21 protein-coding genes and 1 tRNA gene are annotated in these 21,004 nt (G+C 67.7%); 6 read left to right on the forward strand and 16 right to left on the reverse strand.

Annotated features, from left to right (window positions below; all coding sequences use genetic code 11):
* Window positions 1–245: 245 nt before the first annotated feature.
* A complete protein-coding gene (locus tag EBN03_RS28870) occupies window positions 246–1,202 on the reverse strand; it encodes a glutamate ABC transporter substrate-binding protein (RefSeq protein WP_122191314.1) in 957 nt (318 codons plus the stop codon).
* Window positions 1,199–2,551 (reverse strand): hypothetical protein, encoded by a 1,353-nt coding sequence (locus tag EBN03_RS28875; RefSeq protein ID WP_147471742.1) that lies wholly within the window; start codon window positions 2,549–2,551, stop codon window positions 1,199–1,201. Before EBN03_RS28875 ends, EBN03_RS28870 begins: the two co-directional genes overlap by 4 nt.
* 163 nt (window positions 2,552–2,714) lie before the next feature.
* Here EBN03_RS28875 and EBN03_RS28880 point away from each other — a divergent pair, with 163 nt between their 5' ends.
* Window positions 2,715–3,227: an NUDIX hydrolase gene (locus EBN03_RS28880; RefSeq protein WP_325052109.1), complete on the forward strand. Its 513-nt coding sequence runs from the start codon at window positions 2,715–2,717 to the stop codon at window positions 3,225–3,227.
* Between the two features lie 3 nt (window positions 3,228–3,230).
* On the opposite strand, the gene EBN03_RS28885 is transcribed toward EBN03_RS28880, so the two are convergent.
* Window positions 3,231–4,187, reverse strand: a complete 957-nt coding sequence (locus EBN03_RS28885) for a helix-turn-helix transcriptional regulator (RefSeq protein WP_122191317.1) — start codon at window positions 4,185–4,187, stop codon at window positions 3,231–3,233.
* A 63-nt stretch (window positions 4,188–4,250) separates the two neighbouring features.
* Here EBN03_RS28885 and EBN03_RS28890 point away from each other — a divergent pair, with 63 nt between their 5' ends.
* The gene (locus EBN03_RS28890; protein WP_122191318.1) at window positions 4,251–5,390 is read left to right on the forward strand and encodes an epoxide hydrolase family protein; all 1,140 of its coding nucleotides are present in this window, start codon (window positions 4,251–4,253) and stop codon (window positions 5,388–5,390) included.
* A gap of 67 nt (window positions 5,391–5,457) precedes the next feature.
* Here the strand turns inward: EBN03_RS28890 and EBN03_RS28895 are convergent, their stop codons facing one another.
* From EBN03_RS28895 to EBN03_RS28920, 5 genes are all read right to left on the reverse strand, one after another.
* Window positions 5,458–5,925: a hypothetical protein gene (locus EBN03_RS28895; protein ID WP_122191319.1), complete on the reverse strand. Its 468-nt coding sequence runs from the start codon at window positions 5,923–5,925 to the stop codon at window positions 5,458–5,460.
* Window positions 5,926–6,145: 220 nt separating this feature from the next.
* On the reverse strand, window positions 6,146–6,586 hold the full coding sequence (locus EBN03_RS28900; RefSeq protein ID WP_122191320.1) for a hypothetical protein: 441 nt from the start codon (window positions 6,584–6,586) through the stop codon (window positions 6,146–6,148).
* Window positions 6,587–6,835: 249 nt separating this feature from the next.
* Window positions 6,836–7,276, reverse strand: coding sequence for a hypothetical protein (locus tag EBN03_RS28905; protein ID WP_122191321.1), 441 nt, complete (start codon window positions 7,274–7,276; stop codon window positions 6,836–6,838).
* Window positions 7,277–7,827: 551 nt separating this feature from the next.
* Complete coding sequence (locus EBN03_RS28915) at window positions 7,828–8,241, reverse strand: hypothetical protein (RefSeq protein WP_147471743.1); 414 nt, start codon at window positions 8,239–8,241, stop codon at window positions 7,828–7,830.
* A 393-nt stretch (window positions 8,242–8,634) separates the two neighbouring features.
* Window positions 8,635–8,705: transfer RNA gene (locus EBN03_RS28920), tRNA-Gly, on the reverse strand.
* Between the two features lie 104 nt (window positions 8,706–8,809).
* Between EBN03_RS28920 and dcd the strand changes: the two genes are divergently transcribed.
* From dcd to EBN03_RS28935, 3 genes are all read left to right on the forward strand, one after another.
* On the forward strand, window positions 8,810–9,391 hold the full coding sequence (dcd, locus tag EBN03_RS28925) for a dCTP deaminase (RefSeq protein ID WP_122191324.1): 582 nt from the start codon (window positions 8,810–8,812) through the stop codon (window positions 9,389–9,391).
* Window positions 9,392–9,532: 141 nt separating this feature from the next.
* A complete protein-coding gene (locus EBN03_RS28930) occupies window positions 9,533–10,855 on the forward strand; it encodes a UDP-glucose dehydrogenase family protein (RefSeq protein ID WP_122191325.1) in 1,323 nt (440 codons plus the stop codon).
* Window positions 10,856–10,975: 120 nt separating this feature from the next.
* Entirely contained in the window at window positions 10,976–12,289 is a 1,314-nt protein-coding gene (locus EBN03_RS28935) for an Hsp70 family protein (RefSeq protein ID WP_233608706.1), read from the forward strand.
* 45 nt (window positions 12,290–12,334) lie between these two features.
* Here the strand turns inward: EBN03_RS28935 and EBN03_RS28940 are convergent, their stop codons facing one another.
* The 8 genes from EBN03_RS28940 to EBN03_RS28975 form a co-directional block, all read right to left on the reverse strand.
* Window positions 12,335–13,084, reverse strand: coding sequence for an ESX secretion-associated protein EspG (locus tag EBN03_RS28940; protein ID WP_158675771.1), 750 nt, complete (start codon window positions 13,082–13,084; stop codon window positions 12,335–12,337).
* 2 nt (window positions 13,085–13,086) lie between these two features.
* Window positions 13,087–14,223 carry a PPE domain-containing protein gene (locus tag EBN03_RS28945; RefSeq protein WP_122191328.1) on the reverse strand — a complete coding sequence of 379 codons (1,137 nt, stop codon included), beginning with the start codon at window positions 14,221–14,223 and terminating at the stop codon, window positions 13,087–13,089.
* The gene (locus EBN03_RS28950; protein ID WP_325052110.1) at window positions 14,223–14,804 is read right to left on the reverse strand and encodes a DUF3558 domain-containing protein; all 582 of its coding nucleotides are present in this window, start codon (window positions 14,802–14,804) and stop codon (window positions 14,223–14,225) included. Before EBN03_RS28950 ends, EBN03_RS28945 begins: the two co-directional genes overlap by 1 nt.
* A complete protein-coding gene (locus tag EBN03_RS28955; RefSeq protein WP_122191330.1) occupies window positions 14,801–15,193 on the reverse strand; it encodes a hypothetical protein in 393 nt (130 codons plus the stop codon). The genes EBN03_RS28950 and EBN03_RS28955 overlap by 4 nt, the downstream gene beginning before the upstream one ends.
* Window positions 15,194–15,347: 154 nt before the next feature.
* Window positions 15,348–16,880 carry a serine/threonine-protein kinase gene (locus tag EBN03_RS28960; RefSeq protein WP_122191331.1) on the reverse strand — a complete coding sequence of 511 codons (1,533 nt, stop codon included), beginning with the start codon at window positions 16,878–16,880 and terminating at the stop codon, window positions 15,348–15,350.
* Window positions 16,877–18,784, reverse strand: coding sequence for a serine/threonine-protein kinase (locus EBN03_RS28965; protein ID WP_158675772.1), 1,908 nt, complete (start codon window positions 18,782–18,784; stop codon window positions 16,877–16,879). The genes EBN03_RS28960 and EBN03_RS28965 overlap by 4 nt, the downstream gene beginning before the upstream one ends.
* A gap of 111 nt (window positions 18,785–18,895) precedes the next feature.
* A complete protein-coding gene (locus EBN03_RS28970) occupies window positions 18,896–19,129 on the reverse strand; it encodes a hypothetical protein (protein ID WP_122191333.1) in 234 nt (77 codons plus the stop codon).
* On the reverse strand, window positions 19,089–19,874 hold the full coding sequence (locus EBN03_RS28975; RefSeq protein WP_122191334.1) for a hypothetical protein: 786 nt from the start codon (window positions 19,872–19,874) through the stop codon (window positions 19,089–19,091). The genes EBN03_RS28970 and EBN03_RS28975 overlap by 41 nt, the downstream gene beginning before the upstream one ends.
* A 91-nt stretch (window positions 19,875–19,965) precedes the next feature.
* On the opposite strand from EBN03_RS28975, the gene EBN03_RS28980 reads away from it, so the two are divergent.
* Window positions 19,966–20,424: a MarR family winged helix-turn-helix transcriptional regulator gene (locus EBN03_RS28980; protein WP_122191335.1), complete on the forward strand. Its 459-nt coding sequence runs from the start codon at window positions 19,966–19,968 to the stop codon at window positions 20,422–20,424.
* Window positions 20,425–21,004: the final 580 nt, after the last annotated feature.

A 21,004-nucleotide genomic window follows, 5' to 3' on the forward strand; every position in this document is an offset into this window, starting at 1 on the left:
TCCCGCATCCCCGAAGTCGTCTGCTCCCGAGTCGTTCCCGCAGTAGACGGCAGAAAGTCCGTATCCGGCTCGGGCGACGCAGCCGCACTCACCGGTGGCAGGCAGTCGTCCGCCGACGCCGGAAATTCGATCCCGCCGACCAGCGCACCCGACGTTCCGGCCGTCCGCTCGATCGGCGCGGTCGAAACATCTTCTCCGGTCGGCTCGTCGCCGGCTAGCGGGGCGGGGGTGTCCGACATCGAGCTTCAATCCTGGTAGTCCGGTGGCGGGGGACCCGAGGCCGGACCCAGCGCGTCCGCCAGCCAGTGCTGATACAGGCGATTCCAGGTCCCGTCGGACCGGATCCGTTCCAGTGTCGCATTGACGAACCGGACCATGTCGTCGTTGTCCTTGGGGACGCCGACACCGTACGGTTCGTTGCTCAGATTGTCGCCGACGACCTCGGTGTACGGATCCTGGACCGCCAGGCCGGCCAGGACCGCGTCGTCGGTGGTGATCGCGGCGGCCTGCTGCTGTTGCAGCACGACCAGGCAGTCGGCCCAGGTCGGGACGGTGAGGACGGCGGCGGCCGGCTGGACACGGCGCAACAGGTCGAGCGAGGTGGTGCCGTCCACCACGCACACCCGCTTGCCGGCCAGGTCACCGATGCCGTTGATCCCCGAACTCCGCAGCGCCAGAACCCGTTGGTGCGCCATCAGATACGTGGTGGAGAACGCGACCTCGGTGCGGCGCTGACACGTCATGGTCATGGTCTTCACCACGACGTCGACGGCGTGGCTCTGTAGTGCCTTCTCCCGGTCGCCCGAGTTGAGGATCCGGTATTCGATCTTGTCGGGGTCGCCGAACACGTCGCGCGCGATCTCCCGAGCGACGTCGACGTCGAATCCGGTGAGGCTGCCGCTGATCGGGTCGCGGAAGCTGAACAGATTGCTGCCCGGATCCAGTCCGACCAGCAGCCGCCCGCGGGCGCGCACCGCGTCCAGCGCCGGTCCGCCCGCACGGCTGGGCCGCGGTCCCGCGGTCACGTCGCCGCAGTTCGGGGTCGCGGGCAGGGCGGACAGGCTCGGCGACGGATCGGCTCGGGCCGGCAGCGGCGGTGCCGTGAAGCTGCCCGGCTGCGGTGCTGTCGCCTCGATCGTGCCGCAGCCGGCGAGCACCGGCAGCAGGACGAGCGCGGCCAAGGCGCGGGTGGTGTACCTCATCGGTATTCCCGGAGTCGAGGCCAGATGCCGAGGACGACGAATCCGGCGGCCAGTAGGGACACCGCCAGCCCGCCCGGCGACAGCAGGCTGGTCGCGTGGTACCCGCTGGACACGTCGTCGCGCAACTGGGTGCGAGTAGACACGATGCCGTCGGCGAGGGCCTTGTCCAGGCTGTCGACCTGGGCGGTGGCCTCGGTCGGTCCCGGCCCGACCGCGACCTGGCTGGCACCGGGGAAGTCACCGCGGCTGAGCGCGTCGTTCATGCGCTGGTGGGCCTGCCGCCAGGCGGCGAGCATGCCCTTCGCGGCGGCGACGTTCCGGGCGCCCGGCGCATCGGAGGGATAGTGGGCGAGCTGGTCGCCGAGCTGCGCGACGGCGGTGTCGAAGGTGCGGTCGTAGTCGCCGCTGGCGTCGCGGCGAACCAGTTTCAGCGTTTCGGCGGACCGCGCCTGCTGGGTGAGGATGCGGCTGGAGGTCAGGGTCGCCATCGGGGTCGCGCCGTGCGCGCGCGCCGAGTCGACCTGGATCGCGGAGATCACCCCGGCGATGATCGTCCAGGCCAGCAGCACGGTCAGCGTGCCGGACGCCAGCAGCAGCCCGGCGTTGAACATGCGCCGCCAGTACTGGGCCAGATACAACTGGGCGGCGATCAGCGCGGTCAGCGCGAACAGGTCCGCGACCAGGGCCGCCCACGGAATCTGCACGTGCTCGTGCTGGATCTCGGTGATGGCGGCGGACCGATGTGCCAGCAGCTGCTGTGCCTTGGGCAGCATCGTGGTCTGCATCATGTTCGACGCCTCGGACAGGTAGGCGGCACCGACCGGGCGGCCGGCCCGGTTGTTGGCGCGCGCTGTCTCGATCAGGCCGGTGTACACGGGCAGCCCGGTCGCGAGGTCGGCGCGCAGCGCGGAGTCCGTCGCGCTGCCGTCGGACATGGTGACCAGGGCGGACGACGCCTGGGCGATCGCCTGGTCGTAGCGGTCGCGCAGTTCTTTCGGTTCGACACCACCGGCGATGAACGCGGCGCCGGCGGCGGCGTCGGCGACCGACAGCGAGGTGTAGAGGCCCTGGGCGGCGACGGCGTCGGGTTCGGACTGGCCGAGCACGGTCTGCAGCGAATGCCGCCGATTCGAGACGGTGCTCGCGGTCACGGCTCCCGCGCTCAGACACAGCAGCAGCAGGACCACGCCCAAGGCCAGCAGCCGGGCCGGCGAGGATCGGGCGAAGCTCTGCAGATCGGTCCGGTCCAGGTGATGGCGGACCGCGGCGGCCGCCGCACGTGGTGACAGCTCGTCGAGGCGGGGTACGAGCAGGCGGCCCGGTCGCTGGAGTCGACTGGTCGGCAACACCACACCTCCCTTCGCCCACCGTATTCGTTCGGGGATGAGCTTATTGTGGGCGCTCGGATCGTGCACAGCTGTGTAACAGCCGAACCCGTCCTACCTGCGCAGGTGAGGTGCACTTCGTGGACCGTGGCGTCGCTGTGGCACCTACACTCGGGCTGGAGGCTCGGTGGCAGCCGGGTTCGGTGGAAAGTGGGTCGGGTTACGTATGCGTGGTGACGGCAACGGCTTTGTGGAGAATCCGGACGGAACCAAGCACTGGGGTCTGCACGGTGCCGCGGGTCTGCTGTTGCGTGCGCCCGCGCCCGACGGCACCGCGCTGATCCTGCTGCAGCATCGCGCGCTGTGGACGCACGACGGCGGCACCTGGTCGCTGCCCGGTGGTGCCCGCGACAGTCACGAGACGGCCGCCGAGGCCGCGGTCCGGGAGGCGCTGGAGGAGGCGGGGATCGCCGCCGAGGCCATCCGGGTGCGCGGTGAGCAGGTGACGGCGGTGGCGCCGAGCGGCTGGACGTATACGACGGTGGTCGCGGACGTGGTCGAAGCCTTGCCGGTCACACCCAACAACGAGAGCGTCGAGATCGCCTGGATTCCCGAGGGCGAGGTCGAATTACGCCCACTGCACCCGGCTTTCGCGCTGGTGTGGCCCGAGCTGCGGATCGGTTACCGGGACGAGGCCTGAAAGTCATTCCTGCGCAACGGCTGCGGTGACCCGGTCGGCCAGCGCGCGCAGGTGCTCGATGAGTTCCGGTGGTTCGTGCACCCGGAACCCGAAGCCGAAAAGTCCTGTGTAGACCGCTATTTCGTCCAGCGAGTTCGACCCGGTGTGCAGCATGCAGCGCCTTTCGTCGATCGCCTCGATCACGCCGACGGTGGGCGGGATGCGATCCGCCGCGACGGCCGCAGGTACTTCCAGTGTGATGCGTGCTCGATAGCGATATGCCCCGGTGCTCACCGCATTCGAGACGAACCGCGCCGGATCCACCTCGGGCGCCGCGCGCGGCGTGAAGCGTGGCCCATTCGGGACACGGGGCCGCAGGCGGTCGACTCGGTATGTGCGCCAATCCTTTCGGTCGATGTCCCAGCCGACCAGGTACCAGTGCCGACCGGTGTGCACGAGCCGGTGCGGTTCGGCGGTCCGGTGGATCTCGTCGCCCGCGTGGGTGCGGTAGTCGAAGCGGAGTTGTTCGTGGTCGCGGATCGCGGCGGCGATCGCGGTGAGGACGTCGGCGTCCACAGCGGGGGTGCCGGCGGGCAGGCTGACGGTGGCGGCCTGCAGTGCCGCGACCCGGTGGCGCAGCCGGGTGGGCAGGATCTGCTCCAGTTTCGCGAGCGCCCGCAGCGAGCTCTCCTCGATCCCGGCGATGGTTCCGCCCGCGGCGGTGCGCAGCCCGAGCACGACCGCGACAGCCTCGTCGTCGCCGAGCAGCAGCGGCGGCAGTTTTGCACCGGCGCCGAGCCGGTAGCCGGCGGCGCCCGCGACCGCGTGCACGGGGTAACCGAGGTCGCGCAGTTTGCCGATGTCGCGGCGGACGGTCCGCACGTCGACGCCGAGGCGTTCGGCGAGGTCGGCGCCGGTCCAGTCACGTGGGGTCTGCAGTAGTGAGAGCAGTTCGAGCAGCCGGGCGGAGGTCTCCAACACGGTCGGTATTCTGCCCACAACCTAGGGCGGAAGTCGTCCTAGCTGCTTCCTAGTGTGTTTTCCATGAGCACAGAGATCACTCCCTTCCGGATCGACGTAGACCAAGGGCAGCTCGACGACCTGAATCGGCGCCTGGACGCGACGCGCTGGACCGACGCCGATCCCGGCGCGGGGTGGCGGCAGGGCATCCCGCTCGACTACACGCGGGAACTGGCTGCCTACTGGCGTGCGACCTACGACTGGCGGGCGCAGGAGGCGCGGCTCAACACCTTTCCGCAGTTCCGCACCGAAATCGACCGCCACAGCGTGCATTTCGTTCACGTCCGCTCGCCCGAACCGGACGCGCTGCCGCTGGTGCTGACGCACGGCTGGCCGGGGTCGATCGTGGAGTTCCTCGACGTCATCGGGCCGCTGACCGATCCGGTGGCCCACGGTGGTTCGGCGGCGGACGCGTTCCATGTGGTCGTGCCGACCATTCCGGGGTTCGGGCTGTCCGGTCCGGCGGTCGGCTGGTCGACCGATCGCGCCGCGCGGGCCTGGAAGGAATTGATGCACCGGCTCGGCTACGACCACTATGTCGCGCACGGCGAGGACACCGGTGCCGCGATCTCCCGCCAGCTGGCCGTCATCGACGCCGAACACCTTGCCGCCGTACATCTGACGATGATCGCGTCCGCGACGGTCACTCCGGAGACTGCCGATCTCGACGATCCGGTCGAGCGGCGGGCGCTGGAGAAGGCTGCCCGCGCGCAGTACGAACTGGGCGCGTACGCGCTGCTGCAGGCAAGCCGGCCGCAGACGCTGTCCTACGCGCTCGCCGATTCGCCGGTGGGCCAATTGGCTTGGATCGTCGAACGATTCAAGGATTGGACCGATTCGAAGGAGGTCCCCGAGGACGCGGTCGGCCGGGACGCCATGTTGACCAACGTGATGATCTACTGGCTCAACGGAACCGCGGGCTCGTCGGCCCGCTACTACTACGAGGGTGCCGCCACCTGGGGCGCGCCGGAACCCGAGACGGACGTGCCGGTCGCGGTGGCGGTCATGCCGGCCGATCTGGGCGTGCCGGTGCGCCGGATGGCCGAGCGGAATCACACCATCGTGCGCTGGACCGAATACGAGCGCGGTGGTCACTTCGCGGCGATGGAGGTCCCGGACCTCGTGGTCGCGGATCTGCGCGAAACGTTCCGCGCCTATCGCTGAATCCACCGGCGACGGAATCGGAATCCGCACCGCGGCTTCGGATTCCGCCACTCCGGTGGCCGGTCGGTCAGTGCTGGCCGCTGCCCGTGGCGCTGCTCAGGCCACCGAACAGGCCGCCGATGTCGGGGAGGCCGGCCGCGGCGGAGCCGGAGCCGGTCGCGGAGACGTTGACGGTCACCGGGCCCTCTTCGCCCACCACGTTGCCGAAGAACGGGTCGACGGTCTTCTCGGTGATGGTGTGCGTGCCGGCGGTGGTCGGGCTCCAGGGGAGGGTGACCGGGACGTTGCCCGCGGTGCCCTGGCCGAGGGCCGATCCGGTGCGGCCGATCTCGGTGCCGTTGTCGTAGAAGACGGCGGTGAGGCCGCCGAGGCCCGCGTTGGCGGTGAGCGTGTAGGTGCCGCCGACCACGTACGAGAAGCCGGAGACGGTCAGGCCGCTGTTGGTGGTGTCCGCGGAAGCCGTCGGCGCCAGTGCGATCGCCGCCGCGGCGACCCCGACGACGCCGATCCCGGCGCCACTGATGATCTTGTTCATAACATCTCCTCGTCGAGCGCAAACTGACCACCGGTGGGTAGTCGGCACGCGCCCGGGACGGCGCGAGCGGCCTCGACCCTAGAACCTGGACGGTTGTCTAGTAAACGGTTTGTCCTACTCACAGGGACCGCCGGACGTGGGTGAGGACATCGCGTGCCACCGGGGGCGGACTCGAAATCCGCACTGCGGGTTCGGGTTCCGCCACCAGGCGGCCGGTTCGTCAGCTCAGGCTGCCGAGCGCGGGGCCGATGACCGGGATGCCGCCGACCGTGGCGTCCCACTGCGAGATGACGTTGACGTTGACCGGGCCGTCGCTGCTCAGCGTGGTGCCGAGGATGGCATCGAGGTTCTTCTCGGTGATGACGTGCGAGCCGGTGGTGGTCGGCGTCCACGAGATGGTGACCGGGACGTTGCCGAGGGAGCCCTGGGAGAGCAGGGTCGGGACCGAGCCGATCTCGACGCCGTTGTCGTAGAAGTGGGTGACCACGCCGGGGATCTGGGCGTTGGCGGTGATCGAGTAGGACTTGTTCACGACGAACTGGCTACCCGCGACGGTCAGATTCGCGTTGGTGACGTCGGCCGCGGCCATCGGCGCCGCCGCGATCGCCGCGGCCGCGAGTCCCATGACGCCGATTCCCGTTCCGCTGATGATCTTGTTCATTGAAACTCCTCGTCGAGCAGCGGCTGACCGCCCCGCAGGCAGCCGACCCGCACCCGAGACGGCGCGAGTGCGCTCGACCCTAGGATCTGACTGAGCGGTAAGTAAACGATGCGTCTTACTCACAGAGATGGTCACTTGTACAGCTTGCTGGTCTCGCCGTCGGTGGATCGTCCGAAACAACCAGCTCACGAGGTCGGCATGTGCTCGGATGGCCCGGGCGCGCCACCGTGGCGGACCCGGGCCGGGGGATCAGCTCAGGCTGCCCAGGACAGGCCCGATGCCGGGGATGCCGCCGACGACGGAGTCCCACTGCGAGATGACCGTGATGGTCACCGGGCCCTCGGTGCCGATCACGTTGCCGAGGATCGGGTCCATGGTCTTCTCGGTGATGGTGTGCGCGCCGGTGGTGGTCGGCTTCCACGCCCACGTGACAGGAACATTGCCGGGGCTGCCCTGGCCGAGAGAGGTTCCGACCGAACCGATCTCGACCCCGTTGTCGTAGAAGTGGGCCGTGAGCCCACCCACGCCGGCGTTGGCCAGCAGCGTGTACGACTGGCCGACCACCCACTGGGTGCCGGTGACGGTCAGGCCGCTATTGGTGGTGTCGGCCGCCGCCATCGGTGCCGCGGCGATAGCTGCCGCCGCGAGCCCCATGACACCGAGCCCGGCACCGCTGATGATCTTTTTCACGAAAACTCCTCGTCGAGCAACGACTGACCGCCCCGCCGACAGCCGACCCGCGCCCGAGATGACGCGAGTGCGTCGACGGTAGGAGCTGGACACCTGATTGGTAAACGTCGTGTCTTACTCACAGAGATTGTGTGCGGTACGCGTCCCGGGTGGGCATCGGGTGCCGGACAATGCCGCCGACCGAACCCGTTGCGGGACAAGTTGTTCGGATCGAATAGCGGCCGAATTGCCGATGGCTCGAGGCCGCGCGGTCTCTGTGCCGCTCGCGACATCCGCAGTGACAGCGACGGCTGAGCTCTGTACGGTCGATTTCCCCGGACCCGACAGGGAGACCACTGTGATAGCAAACGTCTTTGGCTTGGCCGCTTTTCTCGGTCTCTTGGTGGTGCCGTTGGTTGTTGTGCGGGTCCGTGAGGTTCGGAATCCGACCCAGCTGCGCGACGGCCGCGGCTACGCCGGCGGGGATTCCACTTATATCGGCAACTAGCCGCGGATCAGCTCCGGGTAGGCCGCGAACAACTTCCCTTCGAGCCACCAATGAAGCTGCAACGTCAAGACTTCAGGATGTGCGTGTACGGATCGGCGTCGGCGCCGATGTGCTCGGGCATCGGGTAGTAGGTCTTGATCAGCAGGTTGCCGTCGGCGTCCCAGGCGAAGGTCTCGATGCTGTGGACCATGATCACGTCGTCGCCGGTGCCGAATCGGTTCTCGCAGACCCAGGCCATCTCGTCGCCGTTGACCTGCACGGTCAGCATGGTGATCCGCAGCAGGCTCTGGAATAGATCCCACGCGTGGGTGGTGACGGTGTCGAAACCGGTCTTCTCCTCGGTGCCGACCGGGTCGAACATGCGCACTCCGCCCGGGATCATGGTGCGCCATGAGGCCACCCATTCGTCCTTACGGCCGGCGTTCCACAACTCGGCATGGTGCGCGGCATGCGCCAAACGGGCTTCGCGGGTAGGCACTTTCGACACGATCTGGCCTTTCCGGCTTGACGGTCCACCCCTCCGAACGAGGGGTCTGGACACCACGCTAGACACCTGTCTGGTGCAATGTCAACCGGTGATTTCGGACTCGGCTCCGGCCGAAGATCATGTTCAGACGCCGCACGGCAAAGCCGGTTATTCGGCAATTCTCGCTGCGCACAAGCGGTGAAGAACCTGGAATTCCCGTGACCGAGAACCGAAGCCGCCGATATCTGGATTGAGACCTTCGCGGTGTCGTCGGCCATGCCAAAGTGGCGCGGGACCGGGAGACCGCTACAACGGCTTGGCGCGGAGAACGGCGGGGTCTTACGGAGATGGCGACTGGGTCAACAGCCCCGCTGGCCTGCATGGACCGGCGGAAGGAAGATCGAGAGCCGGTGACGAGAATCGAACTCGCACTCTCAGCTTGGGAAGCTGATGTTCTACCACTAAACTACACCGGCGTTGCGTCGTGAGACGCTCGTGCGATGCTAGCAGAAGCGGGGGCTGTCGGGGCAAGTTCCCTGGTGGGCGTGGGGATCGATGGGGTGGGCGCTAGGCTCCGGGGGTGCTGCTTTCCGATCGCGACATTCGTTCCGAGCTCGCCAGTGGGCGGCTCGGGTTGGATCCGTTCGACCCGGCGCTGGTCCAGCCGTCCAGCATCGATGTCCGGCTGGATCGAATGTTCCGGGTGTTCAACAACACTCGGTACACCCACATCGATCCGGCGCAGCGGCAGGACGAGCTGACCACGCTGGTGGAGCCGACGGCGGGGGAGCCGTTCGTGCTGCATCCCGGTGAGTTCGTGCTCGGGTCGACGCTCGAACTGTGCTCGCTGCCGGACGATCTGGCGGGTCGGTTGGAGGGCAAGTCGAGCCTGGGGCGGCTGGGGCTGCTCACCCACTCCACCGCCGGGTTCATCGATCCGGGGTTCAGCGGTCACATCACGCTGGAGCTGTCGAATGTGGCCAATCTGCCGATCACGCTCTGGCCGGGGATGAAGATCGGCCAGCTGTGCCTGATCCGGTTGTCGAGCCCGGCCGAGCACCCGTACGGGAGTTCGCAGGCGGGGTCGAAGTATCAGGGCCAGCGCGGTCCGACGCCGTCGCGGGCGTACCTGAACTTCCCGCTGCCACCCACCCGCAACTGAGCTCTCATCAGCGCAAACCTGTGACAATAACCACGGGTTGGCGGGCCCGCGACGCGGCGGTCAGCAGTTGTACACCCGATGTTGTCTCCAGCCTCGCTCGAGAGACTTGACCTGGCCACTGCCAGCGAATATCAATCCGTTATGCGCCTCACAGTCTTCGGGACCGGATACCTCGGTGCCACCCACGCTGCCTGCATGGCCGAGCTCGGCCATGACGTGCTCGGGGTGGATGTCGACCCCGGCAAGGTCGCCAAGCTGTCCGAAGGCGTGGTGCCGTTCTACGAGCCGGGCCTGGAAGAGGTGCTGCGCCGCAATATCGACGCGGGCCGGCTGCGCTTCACCACCTCCTACGAGGAGGCCGCCCAGCACGCGGACGTGCATTTTCTCGGGGTCGGTACGCCGCAGAAGAAGGGCGAGTACGCCGCCGACCTGAAGTACGTGAACGCCGTGGTGGACACGCTGGCCCCGCTGCTGCAGCGGCCGGCGACGATCATCGGCAAGTCGACGGTTCCGGTCGGTACCGCCGCCGAGCTGGGCCCGCGCGCCCGGGCCGCGGCGAGCGTGCCGGTCGAGGTGGCGTGGAACCCGGAGTTCCTGCGGGAGGGCTTCGCCGTCCAGGACACGCTGCGCCCCGATCGCCTGGTGCTGGGTACCGACCGCGACCGGGCGGCGTCCCCGCAGGTCGAGGCGGTCGTGCGGGAGATCTATGCCGACCTGCTGGCCGCCGACATCCCGTTCCTGGCCACCGATCTGGCGACGGCGGAGCTGGTGAAGGTGTCGGCCAACGCTTTTCTGGCCACCAAGATCTCGTTCATCAACGCCGTGTCCGAGGTGTGCGAGCTGACCGGCGCTGATGTGACGGTGCTGGCCGACGCGCTCGGCTACGACGCGCGGATCGGCCGCCGGTTCCTCAATGCCGGACTGGGTTTCGGTGGTGGCTGTCTGCCCAAGGACATTCGCGCGTTCATGGCTCGCGCCGGCGAGCTCGGTGCCGGTGGCGCGACCGGTTTCCTGCGTGAGGTCGACAACATCAACATGCGGCGCCGCACCCAGGTGGTCGACATGGCGGCCAAGGCGTGTGGTGGTTCGCTGCTGGGCGCGAACGTGGCCGTGCTGGGTGCCGCGTTCAAGCCCGAATCCGACGACGTGCGGGACTCGCCGGCGCTGAACGTGGCGGGCATGATCCAGCTGCACGGTGCCGTCGTATCGGTGTACGACCCTAAGGCCGTTGACAATTCGCGCAAGATTTTCCCGACCCTGAACTACGCCACCTCGGTGGCCGACGCCTGCGAGCGGGCCGATGTGGTGCTGGTACTCACCGAATGGGCCGAATTCGCCGCGCTGCAACCGCAGGATCTGGACCCGGTCGTCCGTCGCCGGTCGATCATCGATGGGCGGAACTGTCTCGATCGCGCCGTTTGGCGATCCGCGGGATGGGTATACGCGGGCCTCGGCACTGCGTAGGCTGATGCATGTACAGTTATAACATTTCGGTGTAGACGGCACGGCGGCTCCTCGCGGCGGCGGCGTGTCCGGAGGGCGAGACGAGATGGGCAGCAGATGAACTCGGTTCTGGGAGCATCGGTGGGGGCATCCGCCCTCCGAATCGCACGCCCGCAACCGGGAACCACTGCTGATCAGCTGCGTCCCATCGGATTCGACGTCACCTCCACTCCTGTTGCGGCCCAAACGACTTCGGCCGAACTGGCCGCCGACTCGATCACCGCCGCCATGGTCGACGCGGTCGCCGTCGCCTACCGCAACGATCAGCAGGCCCGCGGCCTGCGTGCCGCGCTCGCCCGCCGCCAGTTCACCAACTACGAGCTGGTGCCGGAAACCATTGCGGCCTGCGAATTCCTGAAGACCTCCGGTGACGTGGCGGGCCTGCGGACCATCGCGCTCTACGACCTTGGTGCCTCCGGCCTGACCGTGACCGTCGTCGACGTGGTCACCGGCGAGGTTTTCCACAGCGAGCGCACCAGCGACATCAGCGGCGACTACCTGGATTCCCTGATCCGTGAACAGCAGATCGCTTCCGGGCGGATCACACACCCGCACGACCAGGCGGGGCTCGCCGCGCTCGACGCGGTCTGCCGGCAGGCAAAGGAGCAGCTCACCGGGACCACTGCGGTGGCGGTGCCGTCCGAGCACGGCCTGGTGCTGATCTCCCAGGAGAACTTCGAAGCGCTGATCATGCTCGCGGTCGAGTCCTCGGCCCGGCTCGCCCGCGACGCCATCATGCGCGCCGAACAGCCGGTGCAGGCCGTGGTCGTACTGGGCGGTTGCGCGCGAATCCCGTTGGTGGCCAAGGTTCTCGGCCGCTGGCTGGGTATGCCGGTGCTGGTGCCACCGGAGCCGGAGTCGGTGGTCGCCCGCGGCGCCGCCATGCTGGCGCGCCCGAGCCGTGGCGCGCTGCCCACGCCCGCCGACGCCGGCCAAGCGGCCGCCTGGCCGCCCGCCGACATGGCATGGTCGCCGGATTCGATGCCGACCGAGATCCTGGTCCCCATGGGCGACCGCAGCCCCGCACTGATCCGCGGCCGCGAATTGAGCTTGGCCGGAGCCGGATTCGGCGCACTGGTCGTGGTCATCGCCGTCGCCGTGGGCCTCGGCTGGGGCCAGCACGTCCTGCAGGAGGACGCGACCAGCAAGGTCGCCGCCACCACGACCCCACCCCCGCTGCAACCGCACCCCACCACGGTTCTCCCGCCCGTCACCGCCCCCGAGTCGACGAACGCGACCATGCCGCCCACCGCAACCACCGAAGAGTGGGAGCCCGCCGCAGCCGCACCGACAACCCAGGGCCCCAACACGATCCAGCTGCCGTTCCTGCCGCCGATCGTGATGCCGACCATTCCGCCGCTGCTCCCACCACCACCACCACCGCCGGGGCACTGAGCCCCGTCAGCGCACCGAACATGGTGGTGCGCCGACGGTTTCGGGTCAGTAGGTTGCGGCCCGATCGGCGAGCGTGCGGGCCCGCTCGCCGACTTCGCCGAGGTACTTGGCGATTTCGCGCTGTGAGCCCGGACGGATCATGAGTGCTCCGTTCGACGTCACTTCCAGGTAGCGCCCGTCGGCGACATCGAGCCAGCGCAACCGGCCGATGCCACGCTCGTCCTGACCGCGCGCCCCCATGATGACCGTGAGGGTGCCCCGCCCCTGCGCCGGCTGCTGCCAGAACCTGGCGTAGCGGGCCTTGGTCTCGCTGCTGGCGCGCTGACCGTACGGGTCGGGCTGAGTGTCGTTGAGATCGTCCAGTAGGAAACGCTTCTCGGTCCCGGTACCGGGTGACAAGGTCGGAATCGTCTGCGCCACAGCGGTAGCGAGGTCGCGGCAGGACCGGATAGTCACCGGCCCACCGTCTTCGGCGGGCTCCTGCGTCGCGATGACCAGCGAACCGTCCCGCCGCCCGCACCCGAGCGTACGCAGCTGAGTACCGTCGACCCCCGGCCCGCCCGACGAACCGAACAACTCGATCCGCCAATCCGGTTGTGCCAGAACCGAAAGCGCCTGCCGCAGCGGAGCGTGCCGAGGCTCGTTCAAGGTGTTACGGGTCTCCGCCTGAAAGCTCTCGAACTCGTCGAGCAGAGTGAACCGGCTGGTGAAACGGAACGGGAACGGCAGCCGGTCCCAGCCGGTCGAGAACCACACCGCAGCGAATTGCTCTGCGGACAAACGAACATCGGTCACCGTCAGGCCTCGTCCATCTCGTCCGGAGCCTGGATCACGCCGACCCCGGCCTGGATGTCGCCGATCAGCTCGGGGGTGTAGTCGCCCTTGAGGTAGTCCGCACTCTTGTGCGCCCCGTCGTCCTCACCCTTGCTGTTCGCGCCATGTGGCGCCATCCCGCTCATCCCGCTCATGCCGGTCGCCCCGTTCCGCGCATTGGTCACCGCCACCGGCTGCCCGGTCTGCGCGGTGTTCCCCGGCACCGAGCTGCCCGGCACCGCAGACCCGGGTGTCGGCGAGTTCGGGCTACCGGGGCTGCTCGGCCCACCTGGGCTCCCCGGACTCCCGGGTGACGGAGTCTCCGAAGACGGCGTCACACTCGCAGGCGAGGTATCGGACGGGTTCCCGCTCGTGGTCGTCGACGGAGTACCGCTGGTGGTGGTCGACGGAGTGTCCGACGTGGTGGTGCTCGACGGTGTCGAGCTGGTGTTGTCGGAGTTGTCCTTCGAGGTGTTGTCGTTCGAGTTCTTGCCGTCCTGGTTGTTCTGGTCGTTCTGGTCGGTGTTGGTAGGCGATTGGGTGGTATTGCCGGGAGAGGTGGGTGAGCCCTGGTCGGTATTGCCGGGGGAGCTGGGGTCCTTGCCGTCGTTGGCGACTACCGGAACCGGTGGGGGCAGAGTGGGGAGCGTGGGCGCGGTCGCTCCGTACGGCTTGACGTACTGATTCGCCATGGCGTCCCGTGCGGAATCCTCTGCCTTGTGTGCCGCCTGCACAACGGTCGCGCTCGATGAGTCGTCGACCGCGACCACCGCCGGCACCGCCGCTTTGAACTTCGCTGCGGCAGTGGCAGCCGCGGCGATCGGTGTGGTCTGGTTGTTGATCGCCGTCGACAGATCACCGAGTCGCTCGGTGAAGTCGCGAACACTGGTCCGCGCTTTGTCGGCCGAGGCGCCGTCCCAATTGGCCTCGATCGCCTTCTTCATAGCCGCTTGGAATTTGTCTTTGGCGTCGGAAACTGTCTTGCCCAACGTCTCCCACATGCCGAACGCGTCGTCAAGTGAGTCCGGGTTCATCGCGTCGGCGAAGTCTTTGATCTCCTGATGCTTGAAGCCGTAGGCGTTCTCGGCGTTGGCAATCTTCTGACCGTCGGTAGGTGACATCAGGCACCGGCCGGGATCAGCGGGACGACCGCGGTCGCGATGTCGGTCGCGGTCTCGCAGGGAGCTTTACCGGCGTAACTGTCGGGATCGTCCACCAGGATGTACAGAGATCCGTTCGCCATCTCGACGTTGACGGTGCATCCGCCGGGATTATCCGGTTGCGCCTCGTACCGAAGAGCATTCCGGCCGCCGATGGTGAGATCGGCCGCAGCGGGGAACTTCTGCCGGATTTGCTTCAGGGATCCGTTGGTCGTCTGAACTTCGAAGCCGTAGCTGGCTTTTGCCACAAATCGGCAACCCTGCCACTGCATGCCGCCGGACGACTCGTGTCGAGGTGCAGGCGGCAGCGCGTCCCACGCGTGCGCGGCGAGAAACGAGGTCGTCAACGCCGTACACGGATCGAACTGTGCAGCGGGCACCGCCGAAGATGTGCCGGCCTGCTGACTGCCGGATGTAGTCCGAGACGGCATCGCGTTCGACTCGCTGGTTCCTCCGTTCGAGCTGCTGCACCCGGAGAGATACAGCGCCCCGATTACCGCCACTACTGCCGGGATCATGTATGCCGGACGCCGTATGCTCATTTGGCTTGAATCCTCTTCAATTCGGCGGCGAAGTTGTCGTCGACTGCAGCGAATCGATCTCTGATCTCCTTGAACATCAACTGCATATCCTTGACGACTGTGACGTATTCTTTCAAGGTGGATTCCGCATTGTTGTGACCACCGGAACCCTTCTTTATGAACATATTGACGAGTTCGTTTGCGGATGTCAGTCTCGCATCGTTCTCGCCCAAACCCCACGTCGACTTCTCTGCGATCGATCGAGCGTCGATCTGTGCACCGACTAACTGTGAGCTGAGTTCTTCACATGCCTTGTCGATGTCGACGAAACCTTGCGGATCCATCGTCACCTTGAGTGCCCCGGACTGCGCATCCCCGTGGAACGACGCAAACGGGCTGGTGCTCGCCATGACGGTCCCCCCTCCTAACCGAAACCTACTGTGCAGCAGACTACCAGCGGCCGCAATGCCCTGCTTGGCGTCTTGCGACCCGTCAGCGATCCTCGGGCCGAGGCGTCTACCCGGATATCGGGTGCCTCTCAGCCAGGCGATGCAAGGAGCCGAGTCAGCTGTCCGGGGGCAGCATCGGCACCACGCCGGATGCGATGTCGACGGCGATCGCGCAGGCGTCGGCGGGGGAATCGCTGCTCTCCATCAATAGGAACAGCAAGGATCCACCTCGCATGCGTACGAATACTTGGCACTCGTGCGGTGTCGTTCCGGTATCGGGAGTGCGGACGGCGCGTCGCCCATCGATGTCGATCTGGGTAAGCGGGCCCTGGTCTTTTGTCGCGGCCGCCTCAATCATCGTGTGTGTGGTTTGAATTGTAATTTGGTAGCGCGGACTCTGGGAGGAGAAATCGCACCCTTGTGAATCGCCGGAGGAATAGGCGAAGTTATCCGGCGTCTTGTATTCCCAGGTGTGCGCGCTCTGAAATGATTGAGGGATAGCCGTACACGGGTCGAACAGCTTGTCCGGCGACACGATGGTCGCTGTCGTCGTAGCTGCCGCGGTCGAGGTCGCCATGGCGGTCGAACTACCGCTGCCGCCTCTGGTGAGGGCGAAGGCTGCCGCCGCTGCCATGACGGCGCAGAGCGCAATCGCGCCGAGCACGATCAGAAGTCGTTGCCGTGGGCGATGTTCGGGAACGGTCGCCGGCGGTGGGCTCACAACCGGCGTTGCGGGACCGGGATCGACCACCGTGCGGATGATCGTCGCGTCCGGCCGCGCGAGGGTGCTCAGGCGCCGCTCCTCGTCGGCGATGTGCTGATGGATCGCGTCGGGCCACGGCCGGCCGAGTGGCGTGGCGACCGCGAAGAAGTCCCGGATCTGTTGTGGCGTAGGGCGTCCGGTGGGCTGCTTGTCCAGGCAGGCGGTGACGATCGGGATCAGTTCCGGCGGGACTCCGGTGAGGTCGGGTTGCTGGAAGACCACGTTGTACAAGGTCAGCGGGGTCGACGGGCCCGCGAATACGCTGCGCCCCGTGGCGGCAGCGGCAAGGACGGAACCCAGCGAGAACACGTCGCTGGCCGGGCCGATCCGATCGGACTCCGCCTGTTCCGGTGACATGAAGGCGGGCGACCCGATCACCGCGCCGGTATGGGTGAGTTCGCTGGCTTCGAGGGTGCGGGCGACGCCGAAGTCGATCACCCGCGGACCGTCGGCCGCGAGCAATACGTTGGAGGGCTTCAGATCTCGATGCACCAGGCCCACTCGGTGGATCTCGAGCAGGGCCGACGCGAGGCCGGCGCCCAGCACGTAGAGCGCGGGCGTCGGCAGCGGGCCGAAGAGTTGCAGCGCATCGTGCAGGGACGGGCCGGGCACGAATACGGTCGCCAGCCAGGGCAGGTCGGCGTCCGGATCGGCATCGACCACGGCAGCGGTGAAGGCGCCCGACACCTGGGAGGAGGTCGTCACCTCGCGGCGGAAGCGCTCTCGGAACTCCCTGGTGCCCAGCAGATGTGGGTGAACTTGCTTGATCGCGACGTAGCGTCCGTCCGGGCCGATGCCGAGCAGCACTCGGCCCATCCCGCCTTCGCCGAGTGAAGCCGCGACTCGGTAGCGGCCTACGGCCGCCGGTAGTTCGGTACTGGTCATTGCGGGAGCCTGGGGTCGATTGCGTTGTACAAGAAGTCGACTTCCGTACAGGCCGTGGCCCAATCGACCGTGGCACCCGGCTGGGCGCGGACGGTCACGGCGACGGATTCGCGGTCGGTCTTGTCGCCATAGCGCCGCCCCTGCCGGAAGCACATCGGCGTCACGCCCGGCGGCGTCGGCAGTGAACGCACCGTGCCGTCGCCGCCGTGGTTGCCGTAGTGGACCTCGGTATCCGTCACGCCGTTCTCGCTCTTGACATCGTCGATATCACCGAAATCGAGTGTGACGGAGACCGTCCGGCCCTCGGCGACACAGCGGTGCAAGGCTGTCGCCATCGCCGGGGGCGCCGGTTCGCCGATCGCTGCGGCCACATCGGCGGGCCTGAGCATGCTGCACGGATCGAGAGACAGGAACGAGCCCGTTGGGTTCCCGCTGTGTGGGGCGGCGACGGCCATCCGCTCGATCGTGCCCTTCAACATCGCCATGGTGGTCGGGCAGCCGGCGGCGCCGCTGACCGATGCGGTCAGCTGGACCACGGCCTTCGGGTTGTCCAGTACGCGAGCGGATTCCGTGCACTTCTCACTGTCGTTCGGGTCCGGCTGCTCGTAGACCGGTGCCCCGGCGACCCGGGCCGCCTCCGGGAGATGGGACGGTACGTCGAGCTCCGCGAGCCGCAGTGTCGCGTTCACGCCGCCGTTCGGCCCGTCGTACTGTGTGGTGCAGTTCGCCCAGGTGCGACGGGAATTCGTTCGCTTCACCAGTCCGGTGGTCCGTGGAATCGCGTCGGTCATCAGCCCGCAGGCATCCACGGTTCGTAAGCTGTCGGCGGTCAGAGCAATTCGCAAGGGTTCGGTGCCCGCGACCGCCGTCCCCTGGACCGGGCGCATTCCCACGATCAAGGCCGCGACGGCGATCGCGACCGCCGCTACGCCCCCCGCCGCGGTGCCGATCTCCGCCCACCGCAGTCGTTTTCCACTGCGCACCGGTGCGATCCGGGCCGGGTCTTCGCCGGTGGCAGCGGCTGCCGCAGCTGTCTCCGCAGCTGCGCGGCGGTGCACGATCATCTCGTGCACCGCGGCGGGCCAGCCTGGATCGACTGTCCGTCGGGCCGACAAATGGTCGAGAAGCTGTGTCGCAGTGGGCCGTTCGGCAGGGTCCTTGGCCAGGCAGGCCTGGGTGACCGCGCGAAGGGGCTCGGGGACCCCCGACAGATCCGGGTTCGAATGTAATACGCGGTAGAGGGACTGGGCGGTCGAGGCTGCTACGAAGGGGCTTTCGCCGGTGGCCGCCATGATCAGGATGGCGCCGAGGGAGAAGACGTCGCTCGCCGGTGTGAGTTCGCGGCCTTCGGCCTGCTCGGGGGACATGTAGGCGGGGGATCCGATGACGGTTCCCGTACCGGTGAGGTCGGCGGATTCGGTTGCGGCGCGGGCGATGCCGAAGTCGATGACGCGGGGGCCGTCGGTGGCCAGGAGGACGTTGCCGGGCTTGAGGTCGCGGTGAATGAGGCCGGCTCGGTGAATCGCGGACAGGGCGGCGGCGAGGCCGGTGGCGAGGAGCCACTGGCCTCGCAATGGGAGTGGGCCCTCTTGGTCGACCAATTCGCGCAGGGAGGGGCCGGGAACGAATTCCGAAGCCAGCCAGGGCACTTCCGCGTCGGGGTCGGCGTCGAGGACGCCGGCGGTGTAGGCGCCGGTGACCATGCGAGAAGCCTCGACCTCGCGGCGGAAGCGCGCGCGGAGCTCGGGGTCGCGGGCCAGGTGGGCGTGGATCTGCTTGATCGCCACGAAACGGCCCTCGGGCGCGCGGCCCAGCAGAACCCGACCCATCGCCCCGGCCCCGATCACTGCCAGGAGCGCGTACCGGCCCGCCGTGCGCTGGTCCCCCGCACCCATCGATTGCATAGCTTTCCTCCCCCAGAACCTGCGCAGCATGGTAGCCGAGGTCGGGCGCACGGGCTGAGCCGTCGTGGTTGCATCCGGCTACACCGCTTCGGGTGCCGGGTCGGGTGCGCTTCAGGGGGCCGGGTCGGCCATCTCGGCATAGGCCACGATGCGCGATTCCAGTTCGGTGGTGATCTCCTCGGCGATGTTCGCCAGTTCGGCGCAGATGATCTGCGCTTGAACGGCTTCGACGCGGCCGGCGGTGTACGCCTGCCCGGCCGGTCCGGCGCGGTGCTCCAGGTTCAGGCCGCGGCCGGCTTGTCCCTCACTGTCGGGTGAGTTCGCTGTTGATCCTGATGGGACCACCGTTGGCGTCGGTGCCGACCATGGTCGAGAACTGGTGGTCGCCGGAGTCGGCAATGGTCCAGAAGGTCAGTGTCACAGCTGAATCGCCTGCGGTGCAGGTTTGAACCGGCGGGTCGAGTTTGGCGGTGTCGCCGCGGGCGACGAGGGTCCAGGTGCAGCCGTCGTCGGTGCGGGCGAGCAGCCGGTTGCCGTAATTCCTTGTGAGCGTGACATTCCCCGGTTGCTGGGGGTCGTGCCAGGATCCCTCGAAAGCTTCGGCGGAATCCGGGTCGTCCTCGGGGACTCTGGTCCGCGCCCCGTGTTGCAGGGTGAAGGTGTAGTCGGTGTCCTGGTGGTGGCTGACCGCGGTGATGGATTCGGTTTCCTTGTCGCCGTGCACTCGAACGGTCCAGGCGGTGGTGGTGTAGGTGTAGCCGAAGGTGGGGTTGTGGCAGGTCTGGTTGGGCGGGTCGAGGGTCAGTCCGTCGGCTGTGGGCGCGAATTCCCAGGTGCAGCCCACGTCGGTGCGGCCGGTGACCCGTCCGGTGGCGGACGAGGTGAAGATGATGTCGCCGATTTGTGGCGCGTCCGGGGCGCCGGGGATGTTCTCGGTCGCGTAGTCGAGCATGGTCGAGTGGTCGGGGAAGTCGTAGTTCCAGCGCCCGAGGTAGGCCGCGCCGGAGCCGGGCTGGGCGACGGCCGCGGGGGCGGCGGCGATGCAGGCGACGGCCACCAGGGGCAAGGCGGGAAGTGGTGATCGGTACATGACTCGCACGGTCCTTCGATTGACTATCATGAACGAACGGAATCCTTATTGCTAGGATTCCTAGCAACAAGGATGACGAGAGGTATGCGAGATGTCAACGAGGAAGGCGGATTTGATCGACGCTGCCTTGGCCGGCACCGGCCGAACGGTCGAACGCGGCATGCGAATGAACCAGAGTGCCGCCGCACGCTTGGGCATCAACGCCACCGATATGCAGGTACTGCAACTGCTGCAGTCGGGCGAGCGCACGTCCGGTGAACTGGCGAAACTCATCGGCCTGACCACCGCGTCCATGACCGGCCTGATCGACCGGCTCGAGAATGCGGGATTCGTCACGCGTGTCCGCCATCCCACCGATCGGCGCCGGGTCCTGATCCATCTGAACGATGCCCGTGCCCGCGCCGATATCGCCCCCCTCTACGGGCCCCTGCTCGGCACCTGGCGGCGCGCTCTGTCCGCCTACACGGTCGAGGAACTCATGGTGATCACCGACTTCCTTGCCCGCATCGAGGAAGGCTTCGACAAGGAACTCGGCCCGCAGGCGGACTGAGCGGGATCGGCCGGTCCGATGGCGAGTGATCGGCCTCCGATCGCCGACAAGATCGGGAGCTCGTTATCGGCTGATGTCAGCGTCCGTCGTAGTCGTCGTTCGCGTAACCGTGCCGCCCCCAGCGATATTCGCCGGTGTTCGGTCCGGTGGCGGGCGGCGGGTTCCAGCCGAACTCCGGGTCGGGCTGCTGCTGGTGGCCCGGCTGCGTCGGGTCGGCGGGAAGTCGTTCGACACGCCTGGTCTGCTGGTCGTAATTCGCTGTGGTGTCAGAACTTTCGAGATCCGGGCGGCTGCCGGGGCGCTGCAGGCGGACGTAGGGGTAGGAGCCCGTGCCGTAGCCGACGTGCGGGTGGCGGCCGGTGCGGGGCCCGGCGGCGGGCGGGGGTTCGGGCTGGGCGACTTGGCTTTCGGCCGCAAAGCCGTCGAAACCGCCACTGGGGGAACGGAATCCGGCCTCGGCAGGCGGCGCGGGGCGGACGGGGGCGAAACTGCCGGTGGCCGGGTAGGGCGGGGTGGCGGTGGCGTACCCGGCCGGTTCGAGACGGCGGGCGGCCGCGACCGGGCGGTCGTCCTCGTCGTG

It is taken from the genome of Nocardia stercoris (assembly GCF_003696265.1).
In the GTDB taxonomy this organism is placed as follows: domain Bacteria; phylum Actinomycetota; class Actinomycetes; order Mycobacteriales; family Mycobacteriaceae; genus Nocardia; species Nocardia stercoris.